Origin of the sequence: Acinetobacter sp. Ac_3412, assembly GCF_013072675.1 — a bacterium.
Classification (GTDB): Bacteria; Pseudomonadota; Gammaproteobacteria; order Pseudomonadales; family Moraxellaceae; genus Acinetobacter; species Acinetobacter higginsii.
In genome coordinates this window covers 250,680-275,465 of record NZ_LXUJ01000007.1, presented here as the reverse complement: position 1 = coordinate 275,465, position 24,786 = coordinate 250,680, and the positions used below count along the sequence as shown (strand labels likewise).

Here is a 24,786-nt window from a genome sequence, read left to right as displayed (position 1 = left end):
TACTGCAAGAAGATGTCATAACAACAGTAAAATACAATGAATAAGATTTTCAGCTTAGGTTTATTGAGTTTAATTAGTCTCGGTTTAAGCGCATGTGGTGGTTGCCCCATGATTGCAGGTTGCAATGGCACCGATCGCTCGCCTTACTTTATCACCCCAGTGGGCGGTCAAGTTCGGGGAATAGCTGTACCGCCTCAAAGCAAACTCACTTATCAATCACAGCACTTTAAACAAGAATTTCAGCAAACTCATGCCTTAAAAGAACAAAACTTAACCGGTATCGCCTTGCCTGAAAATACTGCAATTTTTTGGGGAGGTATGCCCGTTGAGCGGTTTACTCAATATGCCAATCCCGCAATGAAGGGCTTTACGGTTTACCCTGCAACAGGATTCAAATCAGAACAATCGAATGCATTCGTAAATTTATGGAAAAGTTGTGAAAGTGATTTAAGCATTTACCTAAAAAACCCAAATGATTGGTCATTTAATCCATCTAACATGCAAATACAAGGCTGTGGCCGCTTTCAACAACGCAGTGAATATACGGAAGATATCTTTCGGCAAGATGAAGCCGATGAGTTTCTACGTAAGATCAATCAAGCCTTACAGCAATTGCCTAAACAGCAAAACTATCCTGTTCTTCAATCGAGCAAATAGTGAAAACAAAACAGCCTGCTCGAAAGCAGGCTGTTTGACTAGATAAATGCAAATTAAGCTTTACCGATAATGCCACGCGCCACGATTTCTTTCATGATTTCGTTGGTACCACCGTAAATACGCTGAATACGTGCATCCACAAAGAAACGTGAAATTGGATATTCAGTCATGTAACCATAACCACCGAATAATTGCAGCAAGTTATCAGCCACTTTCATTTGCATATCGCTACTGAAGCTCTTCAATGCCGCAGCAGTCTCTACATCTAATTTGCCTTCATTATATAAAGCCACGTTTTGATTATAAAAAGCTGCTGTCGCCAACTCGTCAATCTTCGCTTGCGCCAATACAAAACGTGTATTTTGGAATTGTGAAATTGCCTGACCAAAGGCTTGGCGTTCTTTTACATATTGCGTGGTAATATCAATCGCACCACGAATTGCACCCAATGCAGTCGCAGCAATCGCGGTACGTTCACGTGGAAGCTCTTGCATCAAGTAAGCAAAGCCTTGTCCTGCTTGGCCCAATAGTTGATCTTTCGGTACTTTGACATTATCAAAGAATAATTCCGAGGTGTCTTGTGAATGCAAACCAATTTTGTCGAGGTTGGTGCCCTTTTTAAAGCCCTCTAAATGTGTATCCACTAACATGAGTGACACGCCTTTCGCACGCGCTTGTGGATCAGTCTTCACCGCAAGAACTACAAGATCTGCATGCTGACCATTTGAAATAAAGGTTTTTGAACCATTTAATACATAGTGATCATCTTGCAGGATGGCACTGGTACGCATTGCCTGTAAGTCAGAACCTGCACCCGGTTCAGTCATACCAATGGCACCGACTACTTCACCCGACACCATTTTTGGTAACCAATACTGTTTTTGTTCTTCTGTAGCAATGTGCTGGATATAGGGTGCTGCAATTTCAGAGTGACATGAAATCGCGGTTGATAATGCACAGTAGCCCGCACGTGCAGACTCTTCAACCAACATCAATGAATAATGGGTTGGCACACCATAACCACCGTATTCTTCTGGGACATCGACACACAAGAATCCATTTTCGCCTAATGCGTTCCATACTGAACGCGGCATGATGCCTTCACGTTCCCATTGCTCATAATGCGGTGCAATCTGCTCGCTCATAAAGCGTTTAAAGTTATCGCGGAAGAGTTCCAAATCTGAATCGTAAGCTAACATCATTATTTCCTTTCGCTTTCATTGTTTTTAAAAATTTGTTCGCAGCCATGCTAATAACTTTTAGATGGGATGTCATGTCCCGTTTACATCAAATCACTAGACTGATTCGGTCAATAATTTTGTTTGCATCGTCTATCTTTAGACAACAGTTGCTTATTGATTAAACAGCTTGTTGGTTTTTTTATGCTACACAGCTCAGTTTTATGTCATATTCATTTTATTCTTTGTGACAACCTTCAATACGACCATGAACACAAAACGTAATATCTATAAAACCGCAGAACATCCATTTGCTCAGTATGTTCGTATTTTAGGTAAGGGCAAAACAGGCTCCCGTTCGCTCAGTTATGAAGAAGCCTATCAAGCCTTTAGCATGATTTTAAAAGATGAAGTCTTGGATGTGCAGTTGGGTGCATTCTTAATGCTACTCCGTGTTAAAGAAGAATCTGTCGATGAACTAGCAGGATTTGTCCAAGCTACGCGTGATCAACTCAACTTTCAGCCACTTGATGTCGATCTTGACTGGTCTTCTTATGCAGGCAAGCGTAAGCACTATCCATGGTTCTTATTGGCAGCACTGACTTTAGCACATCATGGTTACAAGATTGTGATGCATGGTGCATCAGGTCACACCATTAACCGTGTCTATACCGAGCAAGTTTTACAATACTTAGGCTATTCGATTTGTCAAAATCAACAAGATGTCCGTGAACAACTTGAACAGCACAATTTTGCTTATCTACCACTTGAAGCCATTTCACCAATTTTAAGTGAATTGATCTCACTGAGAAATGTGATGGGGTTACGCTCCCCAATCCATACTTTGGCACGCCTGATTAATCCATTTAATGCCAAAGCGACCTTACAAGCGATCTTCCACCCTGCTTATCGAACTTCACATCAACAGACAGCGTTCCGCTTGGGTTATCAAAACAGTGCTGTGATTAAAGGTGAAGGGGGTGAGTTTGAACGTAATCCTGATGCCAAAACGTTAATTTGTGGGATTCAAAATGGTGAGTTGTACGAACATGAATTGCCAAAGTTAACACCTGATCGTAGCCCAATTGAAGAAGAGCTTGATTTAGCTGTGTTTAAAGCGGTTTGGTTGGGCGAACATACGCATGAATATGGCGAATTGGCAATCGTCGAAACGATGGGAATCGCGTTGTATACCATGGGTGTAGTCAATAACTATGATGATGCAATGGAAAAAGCGAAAGAATTGTGGAAGAGTCGTTTCTAATTATACGAATGACCAAGGTTATATTGGATAGCCTTGGTTTTAAGGTTCAATATAATAAAAATCTGGCCAAAACGGATATTCCTGACCTGAAGAATGAATATTTCTTAACTTCAGATGATCACCTATTTTGATTGTAATCTTGTTCGGATCGTGGGACCCCGAAAGATAGGCATCTAGTTGCTGACCTATAAGTGTCTTACAATATGTCTGATGGGCTTTGATCTTTTGGGAGCTTCGTATTGATTGCGACTCCATCACCTGAATCCCAATCAATAACATGGGATAACCATCGTTCTTTATACTTGTATATTCGGTTTGGGGAGAAGTGTATTTCTGGTTGGCAACGACCTTCACCTTGAGTAAACATTCAATGGGTTGTTTAGCCAATACAGCACCACTAAAAAATATAAGAGATAATAGTGCATAAACAGATTTTAAATGTTTCATAAGATTCTTTATTATATTTTGTAAACATAAAAAAAGCCCAGTAATCACTGAGCTTCTTAAATTAAACAAAACGAATCGGTTTAAATTCGGGCTCATGTTTGTGATGATCATCATCACATTCCTCACCCTCATCTTTAGTACCGCGATCAATATAACCGCTACGCTGCTCTTTTGGTAAATGTTCCATTTCCCATGCGTACACCGCTTGCATACAGATTTCACGCTGTTCTTTGGTTAATGCAATCCCATTTGGCCATTTGCCAATTTCAACAGCAGTACGAAGGCGCTCAACAATTTCAGGATTTAAAATAGCGAGCATTTGTTCAATATTCATGAGTCATCCTGTTGAAAAGATTCAAAATCTTGATTCCACCCCAATTTGGTACGACATGCCATATAGAAATCATAACCTGGTGGATGTAATAAGCTTAGTTTAAACGGATGTTTGCGAATATGCACCGTGTCACCGACATTTAATGCAACACTATGTTGACCATCGGCACTGACCATCGGCAAAACACGGTTTTCACGAATGGTGATTTTAACTTCACTGTGACCACCCACCACGATCGGTCGTGACGACAACGTATGTGGATGCATCGGCACCAAGGCTATTGCATCCATACTCGGATGTAAGATTGGCCCGCCACCTGAAAGTGAATATGCGGTTGAACCTGTTGGCGTTGAAACAATCAAGCCATCACTGTGCTGACGGTAGACATATTGTCCATCAATATTCAGTTCAAAATCGATCATATGAACCGATTTCCCAGAGTGTAAAACCACATCATTCAATGCAATTGCATCATAAATCGTTTCACCATTGGTTCTAACTTCCATTTCCAATAAGAAACGGCGATCCAGCTGAAATTGACCTTGTAGCACCTGATCAAGCTTAAATATCGCTTCTGCTGGCTTAATATCTGTTAAAAAGCCCAGTCGACCGCGGTTAATTCCAATTACAGGCGTATTATGTCGAACCAATGCACGTGCAGCATGTAAAAGTGAACCATCACCGCCTACAACCACAACTAAATCAACCACTTCCCCAAGTAAATTTCGGCTCACTGTCTGCCCATAACTATAAGGCACCAGTTTGGCTGTTTCCTGATCAAAAACGGGGTTTAAACCTAAAGTGATCAAATGATCATGAATTAAACATAACGTTTCTACTACAGAATACTTGTCTGGTCGTCCAATTAGACCAATATTTCGAAAGGATTTATGTGAAATTTGCACGAATAATTTAGCTCCGTCGCGATTACTGACTATCATATCATTAACAACCAATGTTGCGTTGATGATTGATTAAAAAGTATAAAAATGTCTATCCGTTGTTTTTTATACGTTTAATGTCAACGCATTCTTAAAGTTTTTATTGCATGTTGCTATTTATTCACAGTTTTATGATTGCAAAATGACAATAAGCTATCGCATCATTACCGACATTGTTTTGGTTTTAACGCAAATCTATGAAGTTTGAACGTGGTATTGGTTTTCTAGCACTCATTTTCTCAATGTTAGTGATAGGTGTCTTTGTTGCTTTTAGTATCTATCTGATCCGCTTGGATAATATTATTCGTGACAAGTTTGAAGGTCAGCGTTGGGACATCCCTGCCAAGGTGTTTGCTCGCCCATTAGAAATCTATTCTAGTGCACCGATTACTCAAGAGAATTTTACCCAAGAGTTAAAATTACTGGGTTACAAAAACACAGCGAATTATGACAAGTCTGGTAGCTATGTAGTACAAGGCAACCAGATGTATGTACATACCCGCGGTTTTGACTATGGCGATAGTAATGAACCTGAGCAAGTACTAGAACTTGCTTTCGCTGATGGTCAGGTGAGTGAAATCCGTTCAACCAAGCCTTCGAGTACAGGTGTCGCTCGTTTAGAGCCTTTATTGATTGGTGGAATCTATCCACAGCACAATGAAGACCGCGTTCTAATCAAACTAAATAAAGTGCCAAAAACTCTGATTGAAGCACTAATTTCAACAGAAGATCGTAATTTCTATCATCATCATGGTATTTCGATCCGTGGTACAGCACGTGCCTTGGTCAGTAATGCCACAGGTGGTCGCCGTCAAGGTGGTTCAACTTTAACGCAGCAGTTGGTCAAGAATTTCTATCTATCACCAGAGAAAACGCTGAAACGTAAAGTCAATGAAGCATTGATGGCTATATTGATTGAATTACATTACAGCAAAGATGAGATTCTTGAAGCCTATTTAAATGAAGTGAATTTAGGCCAAAATGGTAGCTATTCGATTAATGGCTATGGTCTAGCATCACAGTTTTATTTTGGCTTACCTCTACGTGAGCTGAATATCTCACAGCAAGCCTACTTGGTTGGTCTGGTTCAAGGCCCTTCTTTATATAATCCTTGGCGTAATCCTGAATCTGCGAAAAAGCGCCGTGATGTTGTGTTAAACAACATGAAAGTGATGGGCTATTTAACAGAAGCTGAATACCAAGATGAAATTGCCCGTCCATTAAACGTGGTGAGTAAACCAACTTTAGGTCCTGCAAAATTCCCAGATTTCTTGGATATTGTGCGTCGTCAACTCCGCACTGAATATCAAGAAAGTGATATTACCAATCAAGGCTTAAGAATCTTTACCACACTTGATCCAATTGCACAGACCCAAGTGCAAAATGCATTTAAGAGCACTGTCGATCGTTTAGCCAAAGCCAACCCTGCCCGTTTGAAAAACTTACAAGGTGCAGTATTGGTTGCTCATCCTGAAAATGGTGAATTGGTTGCAGCTGTGGGTTCCACTCAAGACTTTACAGGCTTTAACCGTGCCTTAGATGCTAAACGTCAAGTGGGTTCATTACTCAAACCAATTATTTATTTAAATGCAATCGAATCTGGGCGTTATACATGGGCAAGCCCAATCGAAGATAGTGCAGTCAATATTCCAATTGATGGCGACAAGAGTTGGACACCAAAGAACTACAGTGGTGGTGAACATGGTGTTGTGCCAATGCAACAAGCATTAGCAAATTCATACAACCTTTCTACTGTACGCTTAGCAAATGAATTTGGTTTATCTGCATTCAGCAATAAGCTCAAACAGTTCGGGGTAAGTTCTGATATCCCTGCCTACCCTTCGATTTACCTTGGTGCTGTAAATATGTCACCAATGGAGGTATTGAGTATTTACGGTAATTTTGCGACAGGTGGCTTTAAATACCCACCACGTTCAATTCGTACCGTAGTCGATGCCAAAGGCCATTTACTGGAACGTTATGGCTTGAATGTACAACAAACCATCGACCCAGCAGCTGCATACATTATTAACTATGGTTTACAGCAAGTGATGCGTTCTGGTACGGGTCGTTCTGCATATAACAGCCTACCAGAATCACTGAATTTAGCAGGTAAATCTGGCACTACAAATGACACCAGAGACTCATGGTTTGCAGGTTATTCTGGCAATCATGTTGCAGTTGTCTGGTTAGGTCTGGATGACAATAAAGTAACAGGCTTAACCGGTTCATCAGGTGCATTGCCTGTGTGGATCAATGTGATGAAACAGCTCCGTCAAGAACCTGTCAATCTGCGCCAAACCGATAATGTTCAATGGCAATGGATTGATAGTGCCAGCGGTGATTTATCTGCTCAAGGCTGTGATGGTGCGATGTATATTCCATTACTGCGTCAGACTGTTCCACGTCGTGCAACCCTATGCGGTCAATCTCACTACGAAGTAGAACCAACTTATATTCCGAACGATGCAACACCTGCAGATGATCATAATGACGGTATAAGCAACTATATTCGTGAAAGTGAAACTCAAATGGATACAGATTTATCCAATCACACTCCAACACGCGTTATTTCTAGCGGCAGCTATAACGGTAACAGTGACAATTAAGTTTACAAGGATGATTGGACATGATGAATAAAACCTCGGTTCTACTTGGTGTGCTGCTACTCGCGGGTTGTACAACTGCGCCAGAGAAAACCACCAAACCAGCAAATCAGCCACCAACGAGTAGCTCGCAAAAGAAGAAGGTCATCCAATCTTCTTCTGGTGTAAAAATTACACCTTATGAACAGAAAGAAATTAAACGTCAAAGTGTGCCCGTTGTTGTTCCACAACAAAAGGTTCAGCAAAAGTTTAATGATGGTAGCCAGTTACCTGCATTTAAGACTTTAATGCAGAAAACACAAGTGGCGTACAAGCAACAGCAACTCGCAGAAGCTGAGCGTTATGCCTTACAAGCACAACGTATTGCGCCACAAGCCACAGAAACTTATTTGTATTTGGCAATGATCGCGGATCAGCGCAAAGAATATGCCAATGCCGAAGCATTGGCACGTCGTGGCTTAAGTTATGCGCAAAGCAACGCTATGAAGAAACAGCTTTGGTTTATCATCCTGAAAGCGAGCGAAGCACGCGGTCATACCATTAAGGCCCAAGAAGCACGTAGAACCATTCAGACACTTTAAGCTTAATCAATTGAACTAAACTGTCGAATTCCAGCAAGCCCATAAGCATGATGTTTTTGGGCTTGTTCTAAATCTGCCGGTGCAAGCCCACCTAAAGCAAATACAGGAATATCACTATTCTGTGCCAATTCCTGAAAACGATCCCACCCCAATACTTTCGTTTCTGGATGCGTCTCTGTGGCATGTACAGGACTCAAAAACACAGCATCACAGCCAATATGCTGTGCGTGTTGTAACGACACAGCATCGTGACAAGCAGCGATAAAGCGTTTCCCCACGACCAAGCCACCTTTGCTTAAACTCATCAGCTGCGATTGCTTTAAATGAATGGTTTGTATCTTGTTTTGCAGTTCTACACTTAGTTTTTGCCACAGATCAACATTAACAATGAGTTTTCTCAATTGATCGACCTTTAAAGCATCAAGCTGCTGCTCAATTTGCTTAATACCATCCGTTTGTGTACGCCAATACAATAGCGCCTCTTGTTGCGGCAAAGCGTCGATCTGATCGCTAATTTTAATCAGATGTGGCCAACTTAAACGTTGCAGAATTACGGTATTTGCTTTCGGGAAATTGAGATCAATCAATTGATCACGGTTATACCAAGCCCATGGTTGATGAATAAGATTAAGTAACTCATCAGGTACATAAGCATGGAATAAGTGTAAATTGACAATGATGTCTTCATATTCATGTCGAATCACATCAAAAGCATGCCACTCTTTTAAACCAATCCCAACTTCCTCATAAATTTCTCGACGACAAGCCTGTTCGGGTGTTTCACCCTCCTCAACTTTTCCGCCAGGAAATTCATGTTTATTGCCTTGATGTTGGTTTGCTTGTCGCCAACCCACTAAAACTTTAGTTTTGTGTAATAAAATTGCGATCGCAACATCAACTGTAGCCTTTGTCATAACCGTTTAAAATCTCTCAGCTTTTCAGATTCATTCTAAGGAATTCCACACAGCATTCCCATGTCAAAAAATAAAATTAATAGATGATTTTGTAAATTCTTAAAATTTCCGTTGACAGGCCTATTCGATAATGATTATCATTTAAAACATTAAAAAACACACCACGGAGCATAACAAATGAACGCACCATTCAGCCTATTTACTCGTAGTACCGATGCAGCTCAATCATTGCCAATGTTGCATTCAAACAACCTTTTTGCCTTAGGTCGCGAAATCCGCATCATGCATGCTGGTGAGGAATATCGCTTACGTTTAACCCGTAATAATCGCCTGATTTTAACAAAGTAATATAATAATAATCGGACATAACAAAAAACGTGGGAATAGCAGTATGTCAGCGCATACTGCTTTTTTAATGCGTTTGATCTCACCCCCAACCCAACTTAACGTTTAAGCAGGATGCTGACCTTCAGACCACCATATTGGGACTGTTCAAACTGAATTTTGCCTTGATGTAACTCGACAATTTTGCTGCAAATTGATAAACCCAAACCAGAGCCTTGTGTTTTGCTTCCCAAAGCTCGATAAAAACGTTCACCCAAACGCGCCAAACTTTCAGCATCCATCCCTTGTCCTTCATTTTCGACAATCAAAGCCAAATATTGCGGCTGTTGCTGTAAAGTGATATAGACTTGTCCATGTTCTGGCGTATAGCGGATGGCATTGTCCACAAGGTTTCGAACACAGGTAAAGATCAACTGCTGATTGGCAAGAATCTGCCCCTGCAGATCTGCTGCAGCCTGCCAATGCAATTGAATATGCTTTTCCTTGGCAAATAAGTGAAGTGCCTGTATGGCCTCTTCAACACTCTCCTGCATCGAAAAATAAGTCTTGGGCAAATTATCCGTGTGCTCTGGGTCTAAACGTGCCAATAACAATAAATTCTCTAAAATTTGAATGCCTCGACTCACATCCTGCTGCATTTGGCTAAAGTCAACTGCGCGTTCTGGATATTTACGCTGCAATAACTGCAAACGCATTTGAATGGCAGATAACGGTGAACGTAACTCATGCGAGGCATCCGCAGTAAAACGTTGTTCAGCCTGTAGGGACTGTTCTAAGCGCTGTAATAAGCGATTGAGCTGACTCAACATCGGTTGTAGTTCTTTTAACTCCACATCACCCGCTTGAACAGGACTAAGATCATCTGCATTCTTGGCCGAGATTTGCTTTGATAGTTGATGAATCACGCTAAATTGGCGCTTGATCAAGAAATGCAGCATGATCCACTGCATTAACCACACCAACATTAAGACCAGTGCATATCCCACAAAGTTATGCAGTAAATCTTGGAAACGTTCCTCTAAAGGTTGCAATATCAACACTTGCATATGCGAATTTTCATCTTCACCCGCATAACTTCGCCAGAGTTGACCTTTCTGCCAAATCAAACCATAGTCGCCATGTGCGGCCTCAATCAAGCTGTAATACTGTTGGTCGAGTTGAAAGTCTTCTGACTGGGTCAGTACCTGCTGCTGATTGCTCAAACGATATTGAATATCAAACTGATCACTGAGTTCATCAATTTGCTGCCCAGAAGGGCTAGTTAAATCCGCGATAAGCAACATATCTGAAATCTCATCCATGATTTCGTCTTGTACTTGCATGGTTTGGTACGCAGAAATGACCGCGAATAAAAGCAGTGCCACACATCCTGCAACGACGGAGCTGATTAAAGAGGTTTTAACCAGTTTACTTTGTAAAGACACCACTTTCATGCTGTTATTCCTGATGCATGCGATAGCCTAAACCACGAATGGTTTTAATATATTGCCCGCCAATTTTCTTCCGAATCTGATAAATAAACACTTCAATGGCATTACTTTCAATTTCATCCCCCCATGCATATAAGGATTCTTCCAGTTGTTCCCGTGTCAAAATATGATCGGGCTTTTGCATGAGTTTATGCAAAATCTGAAATTCCTTTGCGGTCAGATTAATGGCCTGTCCTGCTTTGCTCAGTGTTTTGGCTTGTGGGTCTAGCTGTAAATCGGAAAAATTTAGATACAGCCCTGCTTGGGCTTGATGCTGGCGTAATTGTGAACGGACCCGTGCCGATAATTCCTCTAAATTAAATGGCTTCACCAAATAATCATTAGCACCAAGGTCTAAACCTTCGACCCGATCATGAATATGATCTTTGGCTGTAATAAAAATAACCGGAGTTTTGCTGTCCTGACGGCGAATCGCTTTCAGAATGTCATCCCCTGTGGCCTGTGGTAAGCCCCGATCCAGTAAGATACAATCATATTGATGCTGTTCGACCGCCAAGATGGCATGATCACCACGTTCAACCCAATCAATGCTATAACCATCCATCTCTAACCAGTCTTTAATACTCTCTGCCTGAGAGGCATCATCTTCAGCCAATAAAATTCGCATAAAATAACCCTCTCTCTTGATCTATAAGATTTTTCTGAGAATAAAGCATAAGCAAAAAACCACATGATTGTCATGTGGTCTTTTGGGATAATCCGATTGCTTAGAATTGAACTTGATCTACATCAACCTCAACACGCTTGGCTGGTTTGTAATCAATATCAATTTCACCAATCAATGTTACAGGCGTTTTTGCCGATACAGCTTTACCTTGCCATAGGTCATCATCAATATCGACGGTGATTGAACCGGTTTGATCGCTAAACTGATATTTCTCATCACCTGTTGCTTTCACCACATAACCCTTTAATTGCACTGGCGTATCATCTTTCATCGTCAATGCTTGTTTAACGGTAGTGATTTGAGTTGGTGCCAGTGCTTGTTGATTTACTGCATTTGTATTTGCAACTGCAAAAGTTGTCACACCAACCAAACCAGCAATCACTGCAACTTTAGAAAAAACGTTCATCTTGATACCCTCATTGTGGCTTCTTCATTTCGATGTAGGCATTAAAACAAATGAAGATGAGGTGAATCTGAAGATTCAAATTTTCTGTTTAACTCAGAGGCACCACGCGTAAAACTTCTTCCAAAGTGGTTACCCCTTCAAGGACTTTACGTGCCCCTGCAATACGCAAGGGCTCAATCCCTTCTTTTTTGGCTTGTGCCCTTAAATCATTGAGTGTGCAATTTGCACTGATCAATGACTTTGACTCCAAACTCACTGGCATGAACTCATAAATGCCAACGCGGCCTTTATAGCCAGTCTGACGACACGCCTCGCATCCTACTGCCTTATACATTGTGGTCGGCATATCCATCATATAGTCAAAAGTGAGATGTTCCCATTCTTGCTCATTGATGGCGGTTTGCTGTTTGCAATGCGGACAAAGACGACGCACCAAACGTTGCGCCAAGACACCGAGAATAGTTGCTGCAGTAAGGAAAGGTTGGATTCCAAGATCATGTAAACGAGTCAAACTCGACGGCGCATCGTTGGTATGTAAAGTAGAAAGCACCAAATGCCCTGTTAATGCCGCTTGTATCGCCATATTTGCAGTATCGTGATCACGAATCTCACCGACCATAATAATGTCAGGGTCTTGACGCATTAAGGCACGCACACCATCCGCAAAGCCTAATTCAATATTCGGATTGACCTGCATTTGGTTAAAGCTTGGCTCCAGCATTTCAATCGGGTCTTCAATAGTACAGACATTGACCTGCTCGGTTGCCAATTGCTTTAACGATGAATACAGCGTGGTGGTTTTACCTGAACCTGTTGGGCCTGTCACCAAGATAATGCCGTGACTGTGCTGAGTGAGTTGCTGCCAGCTCTGCAATAAATGCCCTTCAAAGCCCAATTGTTGGAAACTACGTACCAACACTTCTGGGTCAAAGATACGCATCACCAATTTTTCACCAAAGGCGGTCGGCAAGGTAGAAAGACGCAATTCTGTTTCTTGCCCTTTCGGCGTACGCGTTTTTAAGCGCCCATCTTGCGGTTTACGCTTTTCTGCCACATTCATACGACCAAGAATCTTTATACGTGAAATCACGGCTGTAAGCGTATTAGCAGGCATGTTATAGATCGTGTGTAAGACGCCATCTATACGGAAACGTACCTTACCTTTATCTTTCCTTGGCTCCAAATGAATATCACTGGCGCCTTGCTCGAAGGCGAATTGCAGCACCCAATCCACCAACTTCACAATGTGCTGATCATTGGCATCAGGGTTTTGGGTATCACCTAACTGTAATAAAGCCTCAACACCTTTATTTTCCCGATCGTAAAGACTAGAGTTCTGCGATGAACTGACCGCTCGGCTGACTTGATAGTATTCAACCAGATAACGTTGCAGTTGCTCGGGATTGAGCAGCACTTTCTCAATTTTCTTCGGTGCTAAGCTACGCTCCAAATTATTGAGCCATTCAGTGGTAAAGGGTTGATCGGTTCCAATCAAAATCCGATCTGCGTGTACTTCAACCGCCAGAATATGGTTTCTGGCCGCAAATTCTTGTGACATCACACTGGTTAAAGCGGCCACATCCGCTTTCAGTGGATCAATCACAAATAAAGGAATATCTGCTTTTTCAGCTAACCACTGACACAAGCGATTCATCGCTAGCGTGGAACCGACATTGAGTTGATCTTTTAAATTAAAATTGGCAATCCACTGCAAAGGATGCCATTTCAACTGATCCTTCTGACGATGTGTGGTTTGGATGAGTAACTTATCCCGTTCAGTAATACGACCATCTTTCAGTAGTTGCTCTAAGCACCACGTTACATCAATCGTAAACGAAAAGTTTGCAAATTTTTCCTGCGCTTGTATCACCGTCAATTCCCCAAATATATGACTCAATTATTTTTTTAAAGTTTTTTAGCTTTGCTCTACAGCGACAACTGTGACACTCCGATCATCCACTGTAAAACGAATATTCAATTCTGAAAAACGCATGCCATATACCCGCTCAGCATCATCTTGATACGCAGGTCTTGGATCTAAAGATAACACTTGTTCCAGTTCATCGAATATCTTTTTATCCAAAATCCTCTGCTTTAATAACTGTTGCTGTTGTGACTGTGCAGTTTCCGTCCAAAGTACTATTTTTCGGATTGGTTCTTCTTGCGCATAACCACTGACTGAATCCACAATTGCATCCGAATATTGGATATACGGTTTGATGTCTAAGATCGGTGTACCATGCAGTAAATCACTGCCCATAACATACAGACGAACTGATTTACCCTGCTTTTCAACACGTAAAAAACGTACCACAGACAACCCCATTGGGGATGGACGATACATACTACGCGTGGCAAAAACACCTATTTTTTGATTACCACCGAGTCGTGGCGGCCGCACTTGTGGACGAAATTTAGACATTTGATTCAAAGAGTTATCTTGATTTTTGTTTTCATGGAACTGCCATAGCAGCCACAAATGACTAAAATCTTCGATACCTTCAAAAGCTAGAATATCGTTATAAGGTTCCACCATCTCTATATAGGACTCGACTTGTACGAGATTTGGCTGTCGCGGAATACCAAACTTCTCCCGATAAGGCGAATGCATATGGCCAATGATCGGCATGACTACTGAGTTGCTCATCACTTTTTCTTATAAACACAATTAAATATATTCAGTTTATCGAGAATGATTTTAGATTAGAATAGCCATCTGTTTCTTTTAACTGTGATCGAGACCTTTAATGGCTGCTTTTAACGTTGAACGCATTACTCATGTTCACCACTGGAATGACACGCTTTTCAGTTTTAAAACTACACGCGACACCAGCTTACGTTTTAAAAATGGTCAGTTTGTGATGATCGGCCTTGAAGTGAATGGTAAGCCTTTAATGCGTGCTTATTCGATCGCGAGTGCGAATTATGAAGAAGAACTCGAATTCTTCTCTATTAAAGTACAAGACGGTCCATTAACTTCTATCTTACAAAAAGTACAAGTGGGCGACGAGATCCTGATTTCTAAAAAGCCTACAGGCACTTTAGTACACGACGATTTATTACCAGGTAAAAATTTATACCTTTTATCTTCTGGTACTGGCCTTGCTCCATTCCTTTCACTGCTTCGTGATCCTGAAACTTACGAAAAGTTTGAAAAAGTAATTATGGTCCACGGTACACGTTATGTATCAGAACTTGCTTACCAAGATCTAATCTTAAATGAACTTCCGAACCACGAGTTCTTTGAAGAATTAGGGATTAAAGACAAATTGGTATATTACCCAACTGTTACACGTGAACCGTTCCATACTCAAGGTCGTGTAACGACTGCAATTGAATCTGGTGAACTATTTGAAAAAATTGGTTTACCACGTTTCAATCGTGAAACTGACCGTGCCATGTTGTGTGGTAGCCCTGCCTTCCTTAAAGATGTTGCAGCACTGCTTGATGAACATGGTCTGGTTGAATCACCGCGTATGGGCGTGATGGGTGACTATGTGATTGAACGTGCATTTGTTGAAAAATAAATTTTTTCATTAAAAAGGTGCTTAAAGCACCTTTTTTTATAATTAAAAAAAGGAAAGTCCATTTATGACAACTCAAGATTCAACGATAAATATTGAAGACTATAAAAATATCATGCAGTTTTTTTATGACTTTAATGATGAGAACACTGAAAAACGTAGTCAGGCGCTGGTTTGGTTTTATGAGAATTTTGAATTGGTCTTATCATTTCCCCTCTATTTATCCATACAACCAATAGAAGGTACCAACGAAAGCCAGATTAGCCCTCACATTAATATTTTAGAGCTAAAAGATGATCAGGGTATCTCCCATCCAACCTATGTGATCGCGACTTATGCCTATCAGCCCACTGTTGAAATGCAAGAACAGCTCTCAAACGCTGAGTTTAAATTTATCAACCTTGAACTTGGAAAAATTCTTTTCAACATTTTCCCAGCGATACAACAAAAATATGAAAATACTGTCATCTCTATTTCATTTCCGAATGATATTCATCAACAGTTCTTTTTAGAACAACAAGAGAGTGCATTTATTAGTTTATTTAATGATGATATTGAGATTTTAAGAAAAATAGCATTTACCGCATTATCAAGTCAAGATTCCAATTTAAGTGAAGAACTCTGGTCACGCCACTTAAATCATCGCCAATTTAGACGATTCATTTATACTTTTGGCTTAGGGCATCCTGAAATTGAAAAAATTTGGTGTTGGGGGCTTGGGAATATACTTTACATCACACTTGATTGCCCATCTTCGTATTTTACTCAATATAAAGAGCTACTAACACTTGAGTTATCGACTGTTATACAAGGTTCTGAACTTTCGTTACAAATTTTAGATTTAACTCAATCAGAAAAAAATGAAATACAAGAAAATATATTAGCCGAAAAATTTAGTTTATTTTTCCAAAAAACATGGAATCATTTTTTATTATTCCGCTGGTGGCGTAATCTTCGAAAAATACCTTTTATCGTTGTCAACAATCAATGATAAAGCAGTGTCATCCTTTTATAAATAAAGGATGACACGAACATTTAGGCCGCCTCTAAATGAATCAAACGCTCAATATAATACCAACACTCTTCGATTTGAGCATGATCCTTATTCACTTTTGCATAAGCTGTCATACCGTCTAAAATATTGATATACATGGCTGTGAGCACATGAGGTTGAAATACTTTAGCCTTTTCAAATAAATCTTCAACCAAAGCCATTAACCACTCTCGATATTCGACAATTGGCCCAATAATAGAGGGATATTGTTGTAGAATTTCCAGAGAAGCTTTTTGAAACATACAACCATGAAAATCATCGGAATTGAACCAAGATAAATGCCAAAAATAGACTGCCTTGATTTTCCCCAAATAATCATCTGCTTCGATTAAGCTAATTTCATGTTCAATAGCCGCCTGAATACTTTTATTCCTTCGAGACAAGCATTCTTCGATCAAGTTCTCTTTGGAAGGAAAGTATTTGTAGAACGTCATCTTAGCAACACCCGACTCACTAATAATTCGATCCACACCCACAGAGCTGTAGTTATGACGGTTAAAAAGGTCTAGAGCCGTTGCAATAATATCTTCTTTTTTTGACATTTTATTATCCTTGTAGAATTCTATCAAAAAACTTAATGCATTATTTAGACATAGTTTACATGCTGGAAAATTCTGGCCACTATGTATGTTTATGTTATTTTAAGAGCATTAATAGAAAAGTCGTATTTTCTTTATTGTTCCTTTTATAGGGTATGTAAAAATCAGTCTACATACAAGATCATTTGTAAAAAAATCTTTCTATTTTTAAAATATTTGTTTTTTCCGTGAAACACTTCACTGTTTACTTACAGTTAAGTTAATTCATAAACTTTCTTGCTATTTTTTAGCCGACTTAATAAATTGATTTCACAAAAAATTCATTTTATATTTAAATCATCCAATAAAAAGTTCTTTGGTTGAACTAATAGTTATATTCATAAGCAACCAAACAAAATCTAACTAAATAATTGGAAAAGCAATAATATTATTAATTCATCGAGTACAAGACTATGCCAAAAAAATTTGAAAACTTTAACGACCCAAGACAGAAAGCTATTGAAGGAATGAAGAATAGTATTTCTGCAGAACAATGGAACAAGAACCTGAACTTTCTGAAACAACTACGTGCAGAAATTTCAAATCACCCTGTTTCACGCCATCCAGCTATTCAACTTTTAAATGACGGTGTTATTGATAAAGAAACCTTAAAACACATTCATTTAGAATATCGCCATGCCATCGTACAAGTATTTACTGATGCGTTATTAATGGCTCAATTTCAAACCAAACAGTTAGAACCACGTTTATTATCGGGTTCTAAAATGTTCCCTCGTTTTTTACTTAATCTTAATATTCTGGATGAATTTGGTTTCCGTCCTGGTTTAGACGAAGAAGGTTACTATTCAGGCAATCCTGAGTATGCCCACTACCCACTGTTTGAAGATGTGTTAAATGACTTTGAACTCAGTCAAGCAGAACGGAATGACTATCAACCTTCTCGCATTTCACAACGTGTTCGCAATTATCTGGAAAACTCATTTCACAGCTATCAAGCCGTTTCTGCCCTGTTAGCAGTCGCGGAAGAGGAAGTCATTTTATTTAGCCCTGCATTACGTCAAGCAACCAACGCTGTCGGCTTTGATGTTAATAGCGGTTACTACTATGTTCATGGCGTTTCACATGATGCCTCAGCGGAAGCAGCTGATGATGATCATGAAGACGATTTATGGTTCGTATTGGCACAGGCCTGTGTTGAATCTGAATATGCATCGATCCGCCAAATTTGCCTTGAATATTGCGATTTATGGGAACAGTTCTGGGATGAACAAATTGCCTATTATGGAACATTCAAAAAACTGGCTTAATCTCTTTTGCTCAAGGAAGCCATCTTCAACTTTTAGTTGAAAGATGGCTTTTTTAATGTCTTGGAGAATCTACAAAAGCCTGAGTGTGAAAGCCTTCCCCTCTCCTATTAAGATGAATTTAACCGAAGTTAGCCTACATTTTACGATATAATTCAACTTTCTTTCCCGCAAACGTTTCGCGCATGTTTTCACAATTTGATGTCAACTTATTGGTTCTGCTTGTTTTATTGGGCTGCGGTATCTTTAGTCAAAACACGGCAGTCACAATCGCAGCAGCATGCCTGATCTTGGTTAAACTGACTCCTCTGAATCAGTTTTTCCCCTATATTCAAAATCATGGTTTGAATATTGGCATTATTATCCTGACCATTGGTGTCCTTGCGCCGATCGCAAGCGGCAAAATCAGCGGTGAAAGTATTCTAAAATCATTTATTAGTATTAAGTCTTTGGCTGCGATTGCGGTTGGATTATTGGTGGCTTGGCTCGGTGGACGCGGGGTCAAACTAATGAGTAATCAACCCGATGTAGTTGCAGGACTTCTGATTGGAACCGTGGCAGGCGTTGCGCTATTACGCGGTGTTCCTGTAGGTCCACTGATTGCCGCAGGGATATTGTCCTTGCTGATTGGTAAATCTTGATTAGACTAGAACTATAAAATCGGTACTTATCTTGCGTTAAGAAATAGGTAGTGGCGCTGCCACTACCTGTTAACCAACGATCGCTGCTTACTGTTCATAATATACTGTACGTAATTTGGAAAACTTCTCCAACTGCTTAATAAAGCCTTCAAAGTAATTCTTTTCCTTATCTTCACTACGATAACCCGCATAAAGCTTCCGTCTTAAACCCTGTGGAGAAACACAGTCCAAGCGACGGCTTACCACCCAACCCTTTTGTTCATACTCATTCACCACCCAATCAGGTAATGCTGCAATACCACGCCCACTGGCAACCAATTGGATCAGCATTTGAGTTAAATCTGTGGTACGAATATGTTTGGGTTGAATATTGGCTGGGATAAACAAATGCGCCATGATATCAAGACGATGCTTATCGACGGGATAGGTAATTAAAGTTTCTTCTGCCAAATCTTCGACTGAAACCTGTTCAGCACGCACCAAGGGATGGGTGTTAGAAAGCACTAAACGAGATTCATATTCAAAGATTGGGAAATACTCAATCCCTTTTAATGCAATGGGATCAGCCGTAATCAATAAATCAAATTCCGCATTTTGCAATAACTCGTGCGGATTCGATTCAAAGCCTGCTGCAAAGTCTAGGTCCACATCAGGATATTGCAGGCGATATTGATTGAGTAATGGCATGAGCCAATCAAAGCAGCTATGGCATTCCGATGAGAAAATAATTCGTCCAGTTTGCCCATGCACAATACGGGTAATATCGGTTTGTGCAATTTGCACCTGTGGCAGTACATCATCTGCCAGTTTCAGTAAACGTTCACCCACATTGGAAAAACTCACAGGGCGGCTACGACGGTTAACCACTTCTACCCCATACCAGTGATCCAATTCTTTTAATTGATGTGAGATTGCCGATGGCGTAAGACATAAATCTGTCGCTGCAGATACTAATGAACCGTGCTCTCTTAAAGCAATTAACGTTTTTAAATGACGGAGTTCTAACACGACCACTACCATTATTGAATTTAATTCATCTTAGCATGATATTAATTAGTTTGTCTCAACATGACTTTTATTTCATTACTTACCTGTTCACGGGCGTTTAAAAACTCAGCACACCAATTGCGATTAACACTCCAGTGCTTTTGGTATTTAAAAATTTTCAGCTTGAGCTGAGAACATTTCATGGAATTAGAGCTCCAAAGTCGTTTAAAGCTTTTACAATAAACAATTCACTTTTGCAGACTATGCCGACGATGCCTCATCCAAGTCAAAAGACGCTTGAACGCCAAACACTCAGCCTACCTGAAGGACACGACAAACTGTTGCTGCATTCATGCTGTGCACCATGTTCAGGTGAAGTGATGGAAACCTTGATTGAGTCTGGCATCGACTTTTCAATTTTTTTCTATAATCCGAATATTCATCCTGTGAAAGAATATTTAATCCGTAAAGAGGAAAATATTCGCTTTGCCGAAAAGCATAATATTCCTTTTATCGATTGTGACTATGACACGGATAACTGGTTTGCCCGTGCCAAAGGCATGGAAAATGAGCCTGAGAAAGGCATTCGCTGCACCATGTGTTTTGATATGCGCTTTGAACGTACCGCACTATATGCCTATGAACATGGCTTTAGTTTAATCAGCAGTTCACTGGGCATTTCACGTTGGAAGAATATGCAGCAAATCAATGACTGTGGTTTACGTGCCGCTGCACATTATCCAGATATCCAATATTGGGATTATAACTGGCGTAAACATGGCGGCGCAGTCCGTATGCTGGAGATCAGCAAACGTGAAGAATTCTATCAACAGGAATACTGTGGCTGTGTCTATTCACTCAGAGATAGCAATCGCTGGCGTATGAGCAATGGTCGAGATCGAATTAAATTGGGCGTTAAATTTTATAGTAATGCGATGGATGATGAGTCAAATCAATAAAATTGACATCAAAATAAAAGGCTAATTCAGATGAATTAGCCTTTCTGCTTCTTAATTTACAGCAACACTGATAATGCTATAGAACTGATTGCTTGGCTTTTGCTTGGCATCGACTGCTTCACTGACTTCAATCAGATACTCGCCTGCTTTAGCAAAGACTAAATCAGCACTGCCATCTGCGGCTGTCTTCAAACTAATGCCTTGCTTATCGGTTGCACCTTTAGCACGAATGACCACATTGGCATTGGCCAATGCTTGATTGGCTTTCGATGCTTTAATTTTCACCGTTTGATTAGCCTTTAGCTCACTAGGATGGGTTAAAAACTCAACTTGAATCGGTGCTGTGCTTACTTGCACTGGCGTATTTTTCTCTTTAGACACATAAGTCAAAAATGTCCATTCACGGGTAATTTCAACAGGGGTAAATTTTTTCGCTTTTAAATCTGACGGAATGACAAAATCACGCTCAGCTTTAGCAGGTGCTTTGTCTGCTGGCATATCAAAGAACATTTTCCATTCTTTTTGATCTTGTACATATTTCAATGGATAACTGGCACTGGTTTTGACCGTATAAGTTCCTGCTTCAGGCAATTTCAAATCAAATACAGTTGCCGAACTGAGCTTAGAATCTGGCTCAATTGTGGTTTTAGTTTTATTCGGTGCGGTAATCTCAAACTTCGCATCTTTTAATGCATATTCACTTTGTAAAGCTTCTTCTGCATAACCCGAGATAATTGCGACTTGGGTTTGTTCCGTTGTATATGCAAGCGGCGCAACATAGGGCTCATGAGCAAAGCTATAAACTGAAACAAGCAACAATGGACTAATTAATAATTTTTTCACTCTTTTCCCACCCTTTATAAAAATTCAGCTAAAAATGTCTGCTTTGCATTATACATAAATGAAAATAATTATCATTCAATTATTGTGTTTTTATATAGTACCGCCCCCAAACCAATTGAGATAAAAATTGTGTTCTATTTCACCTTTCCCAAAGCGAGTCGAATATAATACGGCGGTACTTTTAGACTCGAGATATTATGTCCTCGTCAAGCTCTCCCTTGCACTCATCTCCCTCACCCAACTATTCCTTATTCCTAGTTATTTTCTCCCTTGCAGTGGGTAGTTTCTGTATTGGCACCACCGAATTTGTGGCAATGGGGCTAATTCAAGAAATTGCCACCGATTTAAATGTCAGTGTGCCACATGCAGGCTATTTCATTAGTGCCTATGCACTCGGTGTCATGGTGGGTGCACCGATTATTGCGATTTTAGGGGCAAAAGTACCCCGTAAGACGCTATTGCTTAGCTTGATGCTTTTTTATGGCTTGGCCAACGCAGCAACCGCTTTTGCCACTACACCTGAAGCCATGTTGCTGTCTCGCTTTATTGCAGGATTTCCGCACGGTGCTTACTTTGGTGTAGCGGCATTGGTTGCGGCTGAACTGGCAGGTAAACAACGCCGTGCCACAGCGATTGCACAAGTCATGATGGGTTTAACGATTGCTAATGTCATTGGCGTGCCGATTGCCACATGGTTGGGTCAACGATTTGGCTGGAAATCAGGTTTTGAATTTTCTGCGGTGATTGCGTTTATTACACTGATTGGGGTCAGCCTATTTGTTCCCAATATCCCATTGCAGAAAACCGCCAGTATCAAAGCAGAATTGGCAGGTTTAAAAAATATCAATATGTGGCTGACTCTTGCCGTTGGTGCAATTGGCTTTGGTGGCATGTTCTCGGTGTATAGTTATGTCTCACCAATTCTAACCGAATATACCCATGCCGATATTCGAGTGGTGCCTGTGGCCCTCGCGATTTGGGGTGTAGGTATGGTGATTGGTGGTCTGGTTGCTGGCTGGTTGGCTGATAAAAATCTATTTAAAACCATTATTGGCATTCTGATCAGTTCTGCACTCGCCTTTGTTGCCGCCAGTTTTATGATGTCCAATCTTTATACAGCAATTGCTGCCCTATTCTTGATTGGTTTTACCGTGATCGGTCTAGGCGGTGCTTTACAAACCCATTTGATGGATATTGCAGGTGATGCACAAACTTTGGCTGCGTCATTAAATCACTCGGCTTTCAACTTGGCCAATGCGCTCGGTGCATTCTTAGGAGGCTGGGTCCTCAGTCATAATATGGGTTGGTTAGCGCCAATTTGGGTGGGTTTTGTATTAAGTTTAGGTGGTCTGGCGATTCTATTGATTGCGCTAGCCTACGCCAAATATTCACAAAAAAATGAATCTGCCGTGTCTTAATGGCAGATTCATTGCTTTGGCAGTGACTAGATTAACTCTGCTATTTGTCGATCATGCCTTCGAGAGAATAACAATAAGGCTGTGATCGACCCAATCAGGGCAAAGAACATATCTGACTGTGTATCCCACTCATCCCCTTGAGCCCCCAAAAACTCTTCGGCCCCTTGACCCAAAGACAATGCTGCCGCCCATTCAATCAATTCATAGCTGGCACTGATGGCCAACACAACACAAATCACAATGAAACTGAGCATTTTGCCTTTGCTTAAAATATGATTACGAATCAGGATTTCACGCGCAGCTATGGCAGGTACAAAGCCCTGCATAAAATGTCCAATTTTGTCATAAGGGTTACGTTCTAAACCAAACCACTGTGCCATCTCAAAACCCAACGGCACGCGTGCGTAGCTATACGCCCCACCTACAATCAGCACGATGGCATGCAAGAAAATCAGCCCATATAATAGAGGAGTGAGTGGAAAAGCTTTATAAGTGGCAAATAATAACGGGACTACGATCAATACGGGTATCACCTCAAGCCACCACGTGGTTCGATCAAAAGGCTGAATTCCGGAAATCAGCAGCAAAATGGCTAAAATCGCCGTACCCAAATGCAATAAAGAAATACGCATGATGTTATAAAAGTAGTGATTTATTAAATCCCATCATATAAAAAACCCAAAGAAAGTCCTTCGGGTTTTTGTTATAAAATCAGCAAATTGAATTTTTATTTCACAGCATCTGCCACTTCTTTCAACATGTCCTTCATGCCATCTAGACCATTGTTCATCAGATACCAGTTACTTGAATCCAGATATACGATATTGCCATTTTGCGCGGCTTTGGTTTGGTTGATAATCTTATTATTCAACACTTGTTTTGCACCTTGCTGATTTTCAGTAATTGCAGCACCGCGGTCAATCACGAATAGATAATCTGGATTTTTCTGAGCGATAAATTCATGCGACACAGCCATACCATGCAAGCCGACTTTGATTGAAGGATCTGCAGGAGTAAAACCATATAGATCATGGATATTACCGAAACGTGAGCCTGGCCCATACGCTGCAATTTTGCTGTTATTGACCAAGATCACTAAGGCTGTTTTACCCTTAGTCTTTGCTTTTAATGCGTTAATGTCTTTTTCTAAAGTTTGCAACTGCTGCTCAGCTTCTGGCTTTTTACCCACCATTTCAGCGATATTTAGTGTTTGCTGTTTAAAGGAATTAAACTGATCGTTGTAATCCACATCCACAAAATAAGTTGGCGCAATCTGTTTAATCTGACCCATCAAATTTTCCATACGGCCACTCATGAGAATCAGTTCAGGCTGACTGGCTGCAATTTTTTCCAGATTCGGTTCTTTGGCTGTTCCAATATCCAGATACTTTCCATCATTAAAATCTTGCAATACTTTCGGTAAGAGCGTGCCCTTGGGTAAGGCCACCACTTTATCACTCGCACCCAAGGCATGAATGGTATTCAGGGCATTGGTATCCAGTACCGCAATACGAGACAAGTTTGCAGGAATCGTGATCTGACCAGCCTTACTATTAAAGCTCAAACTATCCTGTGTCGCAGTAGCATTTACATCCTGTTTTGCAGAAGGTGCTTCGGAATTACTACATGCAGCCAAGACCACACTCAGCATCATGACTGGCAATGTTTTTTTGAAAAGCATAACGAA

At 40.6% G+C, this 24,786-nt stretch carries 26 protein-coding genes; 11 read left to right on the top strand and 15 right to left on the bottom strand.

Annotated elements, in window-relative coordinates; translation table 11 throughout:
- Window positions 1-36: 36 nt before the first annotated feature.
- The gene (locus tag A7P54_RS04700; protein WP_171548817.1) at window positions 37-657 is read left to right on the top strand and encodes a hypothetical protein; all 621 of its coding nucleotides are present in this window, start codon (window positions 37-39) and stop codon (window positions 655-657) included.
- Between the two features lie 53 nt (window positions 658-710).
- Here A7P54_RS04700 and A7P54_RS04695 read toward each other — a convergent pair whose 3' ends face one another.
- Entirely contained in the window at window positions 711-1,856 is a 1,146-nt protein-coding gene (locus A7P54_RS04695; RefSeq protein WP_171548816.1) for an acyl-CoA dehydrogenase family protein, read from the bottom strand.
- A 247-nt stretch (window positions 1,857-2,103) separates the two neighbouring features.
- Between A7P54_RS04695 and A7P54_RS04690 the strand changes: the two genes are divergently transcribed.
- Window positions 2,104-3,099: a glycosyl transferase family protein gene (locus tag A7P54_RS04690; protein WP_171548815.1), complete on the top strand. Its 996-nt coding sequence runs from the start codon at window positions 2,104-2,106 to the stop codon at window positions 3,097-3,099.
- 39 nt (window positions 3,100-3,138) lie between these two features.
- Here A7P54_RS04690 and A7P54_RS04685 read toward each other — a convergent pair whose 3' ends face one another.
- From A7P54_RS04685 to A7P54_RS04675, 3 genes are all read right to left on the bottom strand, one after another.
- Entirely contained in the window at window positions 3,139-3,546 is a 408-nt protein-coding gene (locus A7P54_RS04685) for a hypothetical protein (RefSeq protein ID WP_171548814.1), read from the bottom strand.
- A 61-nt stretch (window positions 3,547-3,607) separates the two neighbouring features.
- A complete protein-coding gene (locus tag A7P54_RS04680) occupies window positions 3,608-3,880 on the bottom strand; it encodes a DUF1315 family protein (protein ID WP_005187866.1) in 273 nt (90 codons plus the stop codon).
- Complete coding sequence (locus A7P54_RS04675) at window positions 3,877-4,785, bottom strand: NAD(+) kinase (protein WP_032858932.1); 909 nt, start codon at window positions 4,783-4,785, stop codon at window positions 3,877-3,879. The genes A7P54_RS04680 and A7P54_RS04675 overlap by 4 nt, the downstream gene beginning before the upstream one ends.
- Window positions 4,786-5,018: 233 nt before the next feature.
- Between A7P54_RS04675 and mrcB the strand changes: the two genes are divergently transcribed.
- Both mrcB and A7P54_RS04665 read left to right on the top strand, forming a co-directional pair.
- Window positions 5,019-7,430 carry a penicillin-binding protein 1B gene (gene mrcB / locus A7P54_RS04670; protein WP_171548813.1) on the top strand — a complete coding sequence of 804 codons (2,412 nt, stop codon included), beginning with the start codon at window positions 5,019-5,021 and terminating at the stop codon, window positions 7,428-7,430.
- Between the two features lie 20 nt (window positions 7,431-7,450).
- Window positions 7,451-8,008 (top strand): tetratricopeptide repeat protein, encoded by a 558-nt coding sequence (locus A7P54_RS04665; protein WP_171548812.1) that lies wholly within the window; start codon window positions 7,451-7,453, stop codon window positions 8,006-8,008.
- 2 nt (window positions 8,009-8,010) lie between these two features.
- On the opposite strand, the gene A7P54_RS04660 is transcribed toward A7P54_RS04665, so the two are convergent.
- Complete coding sequence (locus A7P54_RS04660; protein ID WP_171548811.1) at window positions 8,011-8,922, bottom strand: thiamine phosphate synthase; 912 nt, start codon at window positions 8,920-8,922, stop codon at window positions 8,011-8,013.
- A 177-nt stretch (window positions 8,923-9,099) separates the two neighbouring features.
- On the opposite strand from A7P54_RS04660, the gene A7P54_RS04655 reads away from it, so the two are divergent.
- Window positions 9,100-9,270 (top strand): hemin uptake protein HemP, encoded by a 171-nt coding sequence (locus tag A7P54_RS04655; protein ID WP_004653932.1) that lies wholly within the window; start codon window positions 9,100-9,102, stop codon window positions 9,268-9,270.
- A gap of 95 nt (window positions 9,271-9,365) precedes the next feature.
- Here the strand turns inward: A7P54_RS04655 and A7P54_RS04650 are convergent, their stop codons facing one another.
- From A7P54_RS04650 to tsaA, 5 genes are all read right to left on the bottom strand, one after another.
- Complete coding sequence (locus tag A7P54_RS04650) at window positions 9,366-10,700, bottom strand: HAMP domain-containing sensor histidine kinase (protein WP_171548810.1); 1,335 nt, start codon at window positions 10,698-10,700, stop codon at window positions 9,366-9,368.
- A gap of 4 nt (window positions 10,701-10,704) precedes the next feature.
- Window positions 10,705-11,364: a response regulator transcription factor gene (locus A7P54_RS04645; RefSeq protein ID WP_005313334.1), complete on the bottom strand. Its 660-nt coding sequence runs from the start codon at window positions 11,362-11,364 to the stop codon at window positions 10,705-10,707.
- 100 nt (window positions 11,365-11,464) lie between these two features.
- On the bottom strand, window positions 11,465-11,830 hold the full coding sequence (locus A7P54_RS04640) for a NirD/YgiW/YdeI family stress tolerance protein (protein WP_171548809.1): 366 nt from the start codon (window positions 11,828-11,830) through the stop codon (window positions 11,465-11,467).
- Between the two features lie 88 nt (window positions 11,831-11,918).
- The gene (locus A7P54_RS04635) at window positions 11,919-13,697 is read right to left on the bottom strand and encodes an ATPase, T2SS/T4P/T4SS family (protein WP_171549201.1); all 1,779 of its coding nucleotides are present in this window, start codon (window positions 13,695-13,697) and stop codon (window positions 11,919-11,921) included.
- A 48-nt stretch (window positions 13,698-13,745) separates the two neighbouring features.
- A complete protein-coding gene (gene tsaA / locus A7P54_RS04630) occupies window positions 13,746-14,459 on the bottom strand; it encodes a tRNA (N6-threonylcarbamoyladenosine(37)-N6)-methyltransferase TrmO (protein ID WP_171549200.1) in 714 nt (237 codons plus the stop codon).
- Between the two features lie 118 nt (window positions 14,460-14,577).
- On the opposite strand from tsaA, the gene A7P54_RS04625 reads away from it, so the two are divergent.
- Both A7P54_RS04625 and A7P54_RS04620 read left to right on the top strand, forming a co-directional pair.
- Window positions 14,578-15,357 (top strand): ferredoxin--NADP reductase, encoded by a 780-nt coding sequence (locus A7P54_RS04625; protein ID WP_004806522.1) that lies wholly within the window; start codon window positions 14,578-14,580, stop codon window positions 15,355-15,357.
- Between the two features lie 64 nt (window positions 15,358-15,421).
- Entirely contained in the window at window positions 15,422-16,345 is a 924-nt protein-coding gene (locus A7P54_RS04620; protein WP_171548808.1) for a hypothetical protein, read from the top strand.
- A 44-nt stretch (window positions 16,346-16,389) separates the two neighbouring features.
- Here the strand turns inward: A7P54_RS04620 and A7P54_RS04615 are convergent, their stop codons facing one another.
- Window positions 16,390-16,950, bottom strand: a complete 561-nt coding sequence (locus A7P54_RS04615; RefSeq protein ID WP_004806520.1) for a TetR/AcrR family transcriptional regulator — start codon at window positions 16,948-16,950, stop codon at window positions 16,390-16,392.
- A gap of 449 nt (window positions 16,951-17,399) precedes the next feature.
- Here A7P54_RS04615 and A7P54_RS04610 point away from each other — a divergent pair, with 449 nt between their 5' ends.
- Entirely contained in the window at window positions 17,400-18,254 is an 855-nt protein-coding gene (locus A7P54_RS04610; RefSeq protein ID WP_171548807.1) for a hypothetical protein, read from the top strand.
- A gap of 182 nt (window positions 18,255-18,436) precedes the next feature.
- On the top strand, window positions 18,437-18,892 hold the full coding sequence (locus A7P54_RS04605) for a DUF441 domain-containing protein (RefSeq protein ID WP_004653942.1): 456 nt from the start codon (window positions 18,437-18,439) through the stop codon (window positions 18,890-18,892).
- 87 nt (window positions 18,893-18,979) lie between these two features.
- On the opposite strand, the gene A7P54_RS04600 is transcribed toward A7P54_RS04605, so the two are convergent.
- Window positions 18,980-19,900, bottom strand: a complete 921-nt coding sequence (locus A7P54_RS04600; protein ID WP_167539922.1) for a LysR family transcriptional regulator — start codon at window positions 19,898-19,900, stop codon at window positions 18,980-18,982.
- 242 nt (window positions 19,901-20,142) lie between these two features.
- Here A7P54_RS04600 and A7P54_RS04595 point away from each other — a divergent pair, with 242 nt between their 5' ends.
- Window positions 20,143-20,838, top strand: coding sequence for an epoxyqueuosine reductase QueH (locus A7P54_RS04595; protein ID WP_005204312.1), 696 nt, complete (start codon window positions 20,143-20,145; stop codon window positions 20,836-20,838).
- A 51-nt stretch (window positions 20,839-20,889) separates the two neighbouring features.
- On the opposite strand, the gene A7P54_RS04590 is transcribed toward A7P54_RS04595, so the two are convergent.
- Complete coding sequence (locus A7P54_RS04590; RefSeq protein WP_171548806.1) at window positions 20,890-21,681, bottom strand: DUF4198 domain-containing protein; 792 nt, start codon at window positions 21,679-21,681, stop codon at window positions 20,890-20,892.
- A gap of 197 nt (window positions 21,682-21,878) precedes the next feature.
- Here A7P54_RS04590 and A7P54_RS04585 point away from each other — a divergent pair, with 197 nt between their 5' ends.
- Window positions 21,879-23,099, top strand: coding sequence for an MFS transporter (locus tag A7P54_RS04585; RefSeq protein ID WP_171548805.1), 1,221 nt, complete (start codon window positions 21,879-21,881; stop codon window positions 23,097-23,099).
- Between the two features lie 26 nt (window positions 23,100-23,125).
- On the opposite strand, the gene A7P54_RS04580 is transcribed toward A7P54_RS04585, so the two are convergent.
- Complete coding sequence (locus tag A7P54_RS04580) at window positions 23,126-23,731, bottom strand: DUF2238 domain-containing protein (protein ID WP_171548804.1); 606 nt, start codon at window positions 23,729-23,731, stop codon at window positions 23,126-23,128.
- 95 nt (window positions 23,732-23,826) lie between these two features.
- The gene (locus A7P54_RS04575) at window positions 23,827-24,780 is read right to left on the bottom strand and encodes an ABC transporter substrate-binding protein (RefSeq protein ID WP_171548803.1); all 954 of its coding nucleotides are present in this window, start codon (window positions 24,778-24,780) and stop codon (window positions 23,827-23,829) included.
- Between the last annotated feature and the right edge of the window lie 6 nt (window positions 24,781-24,786).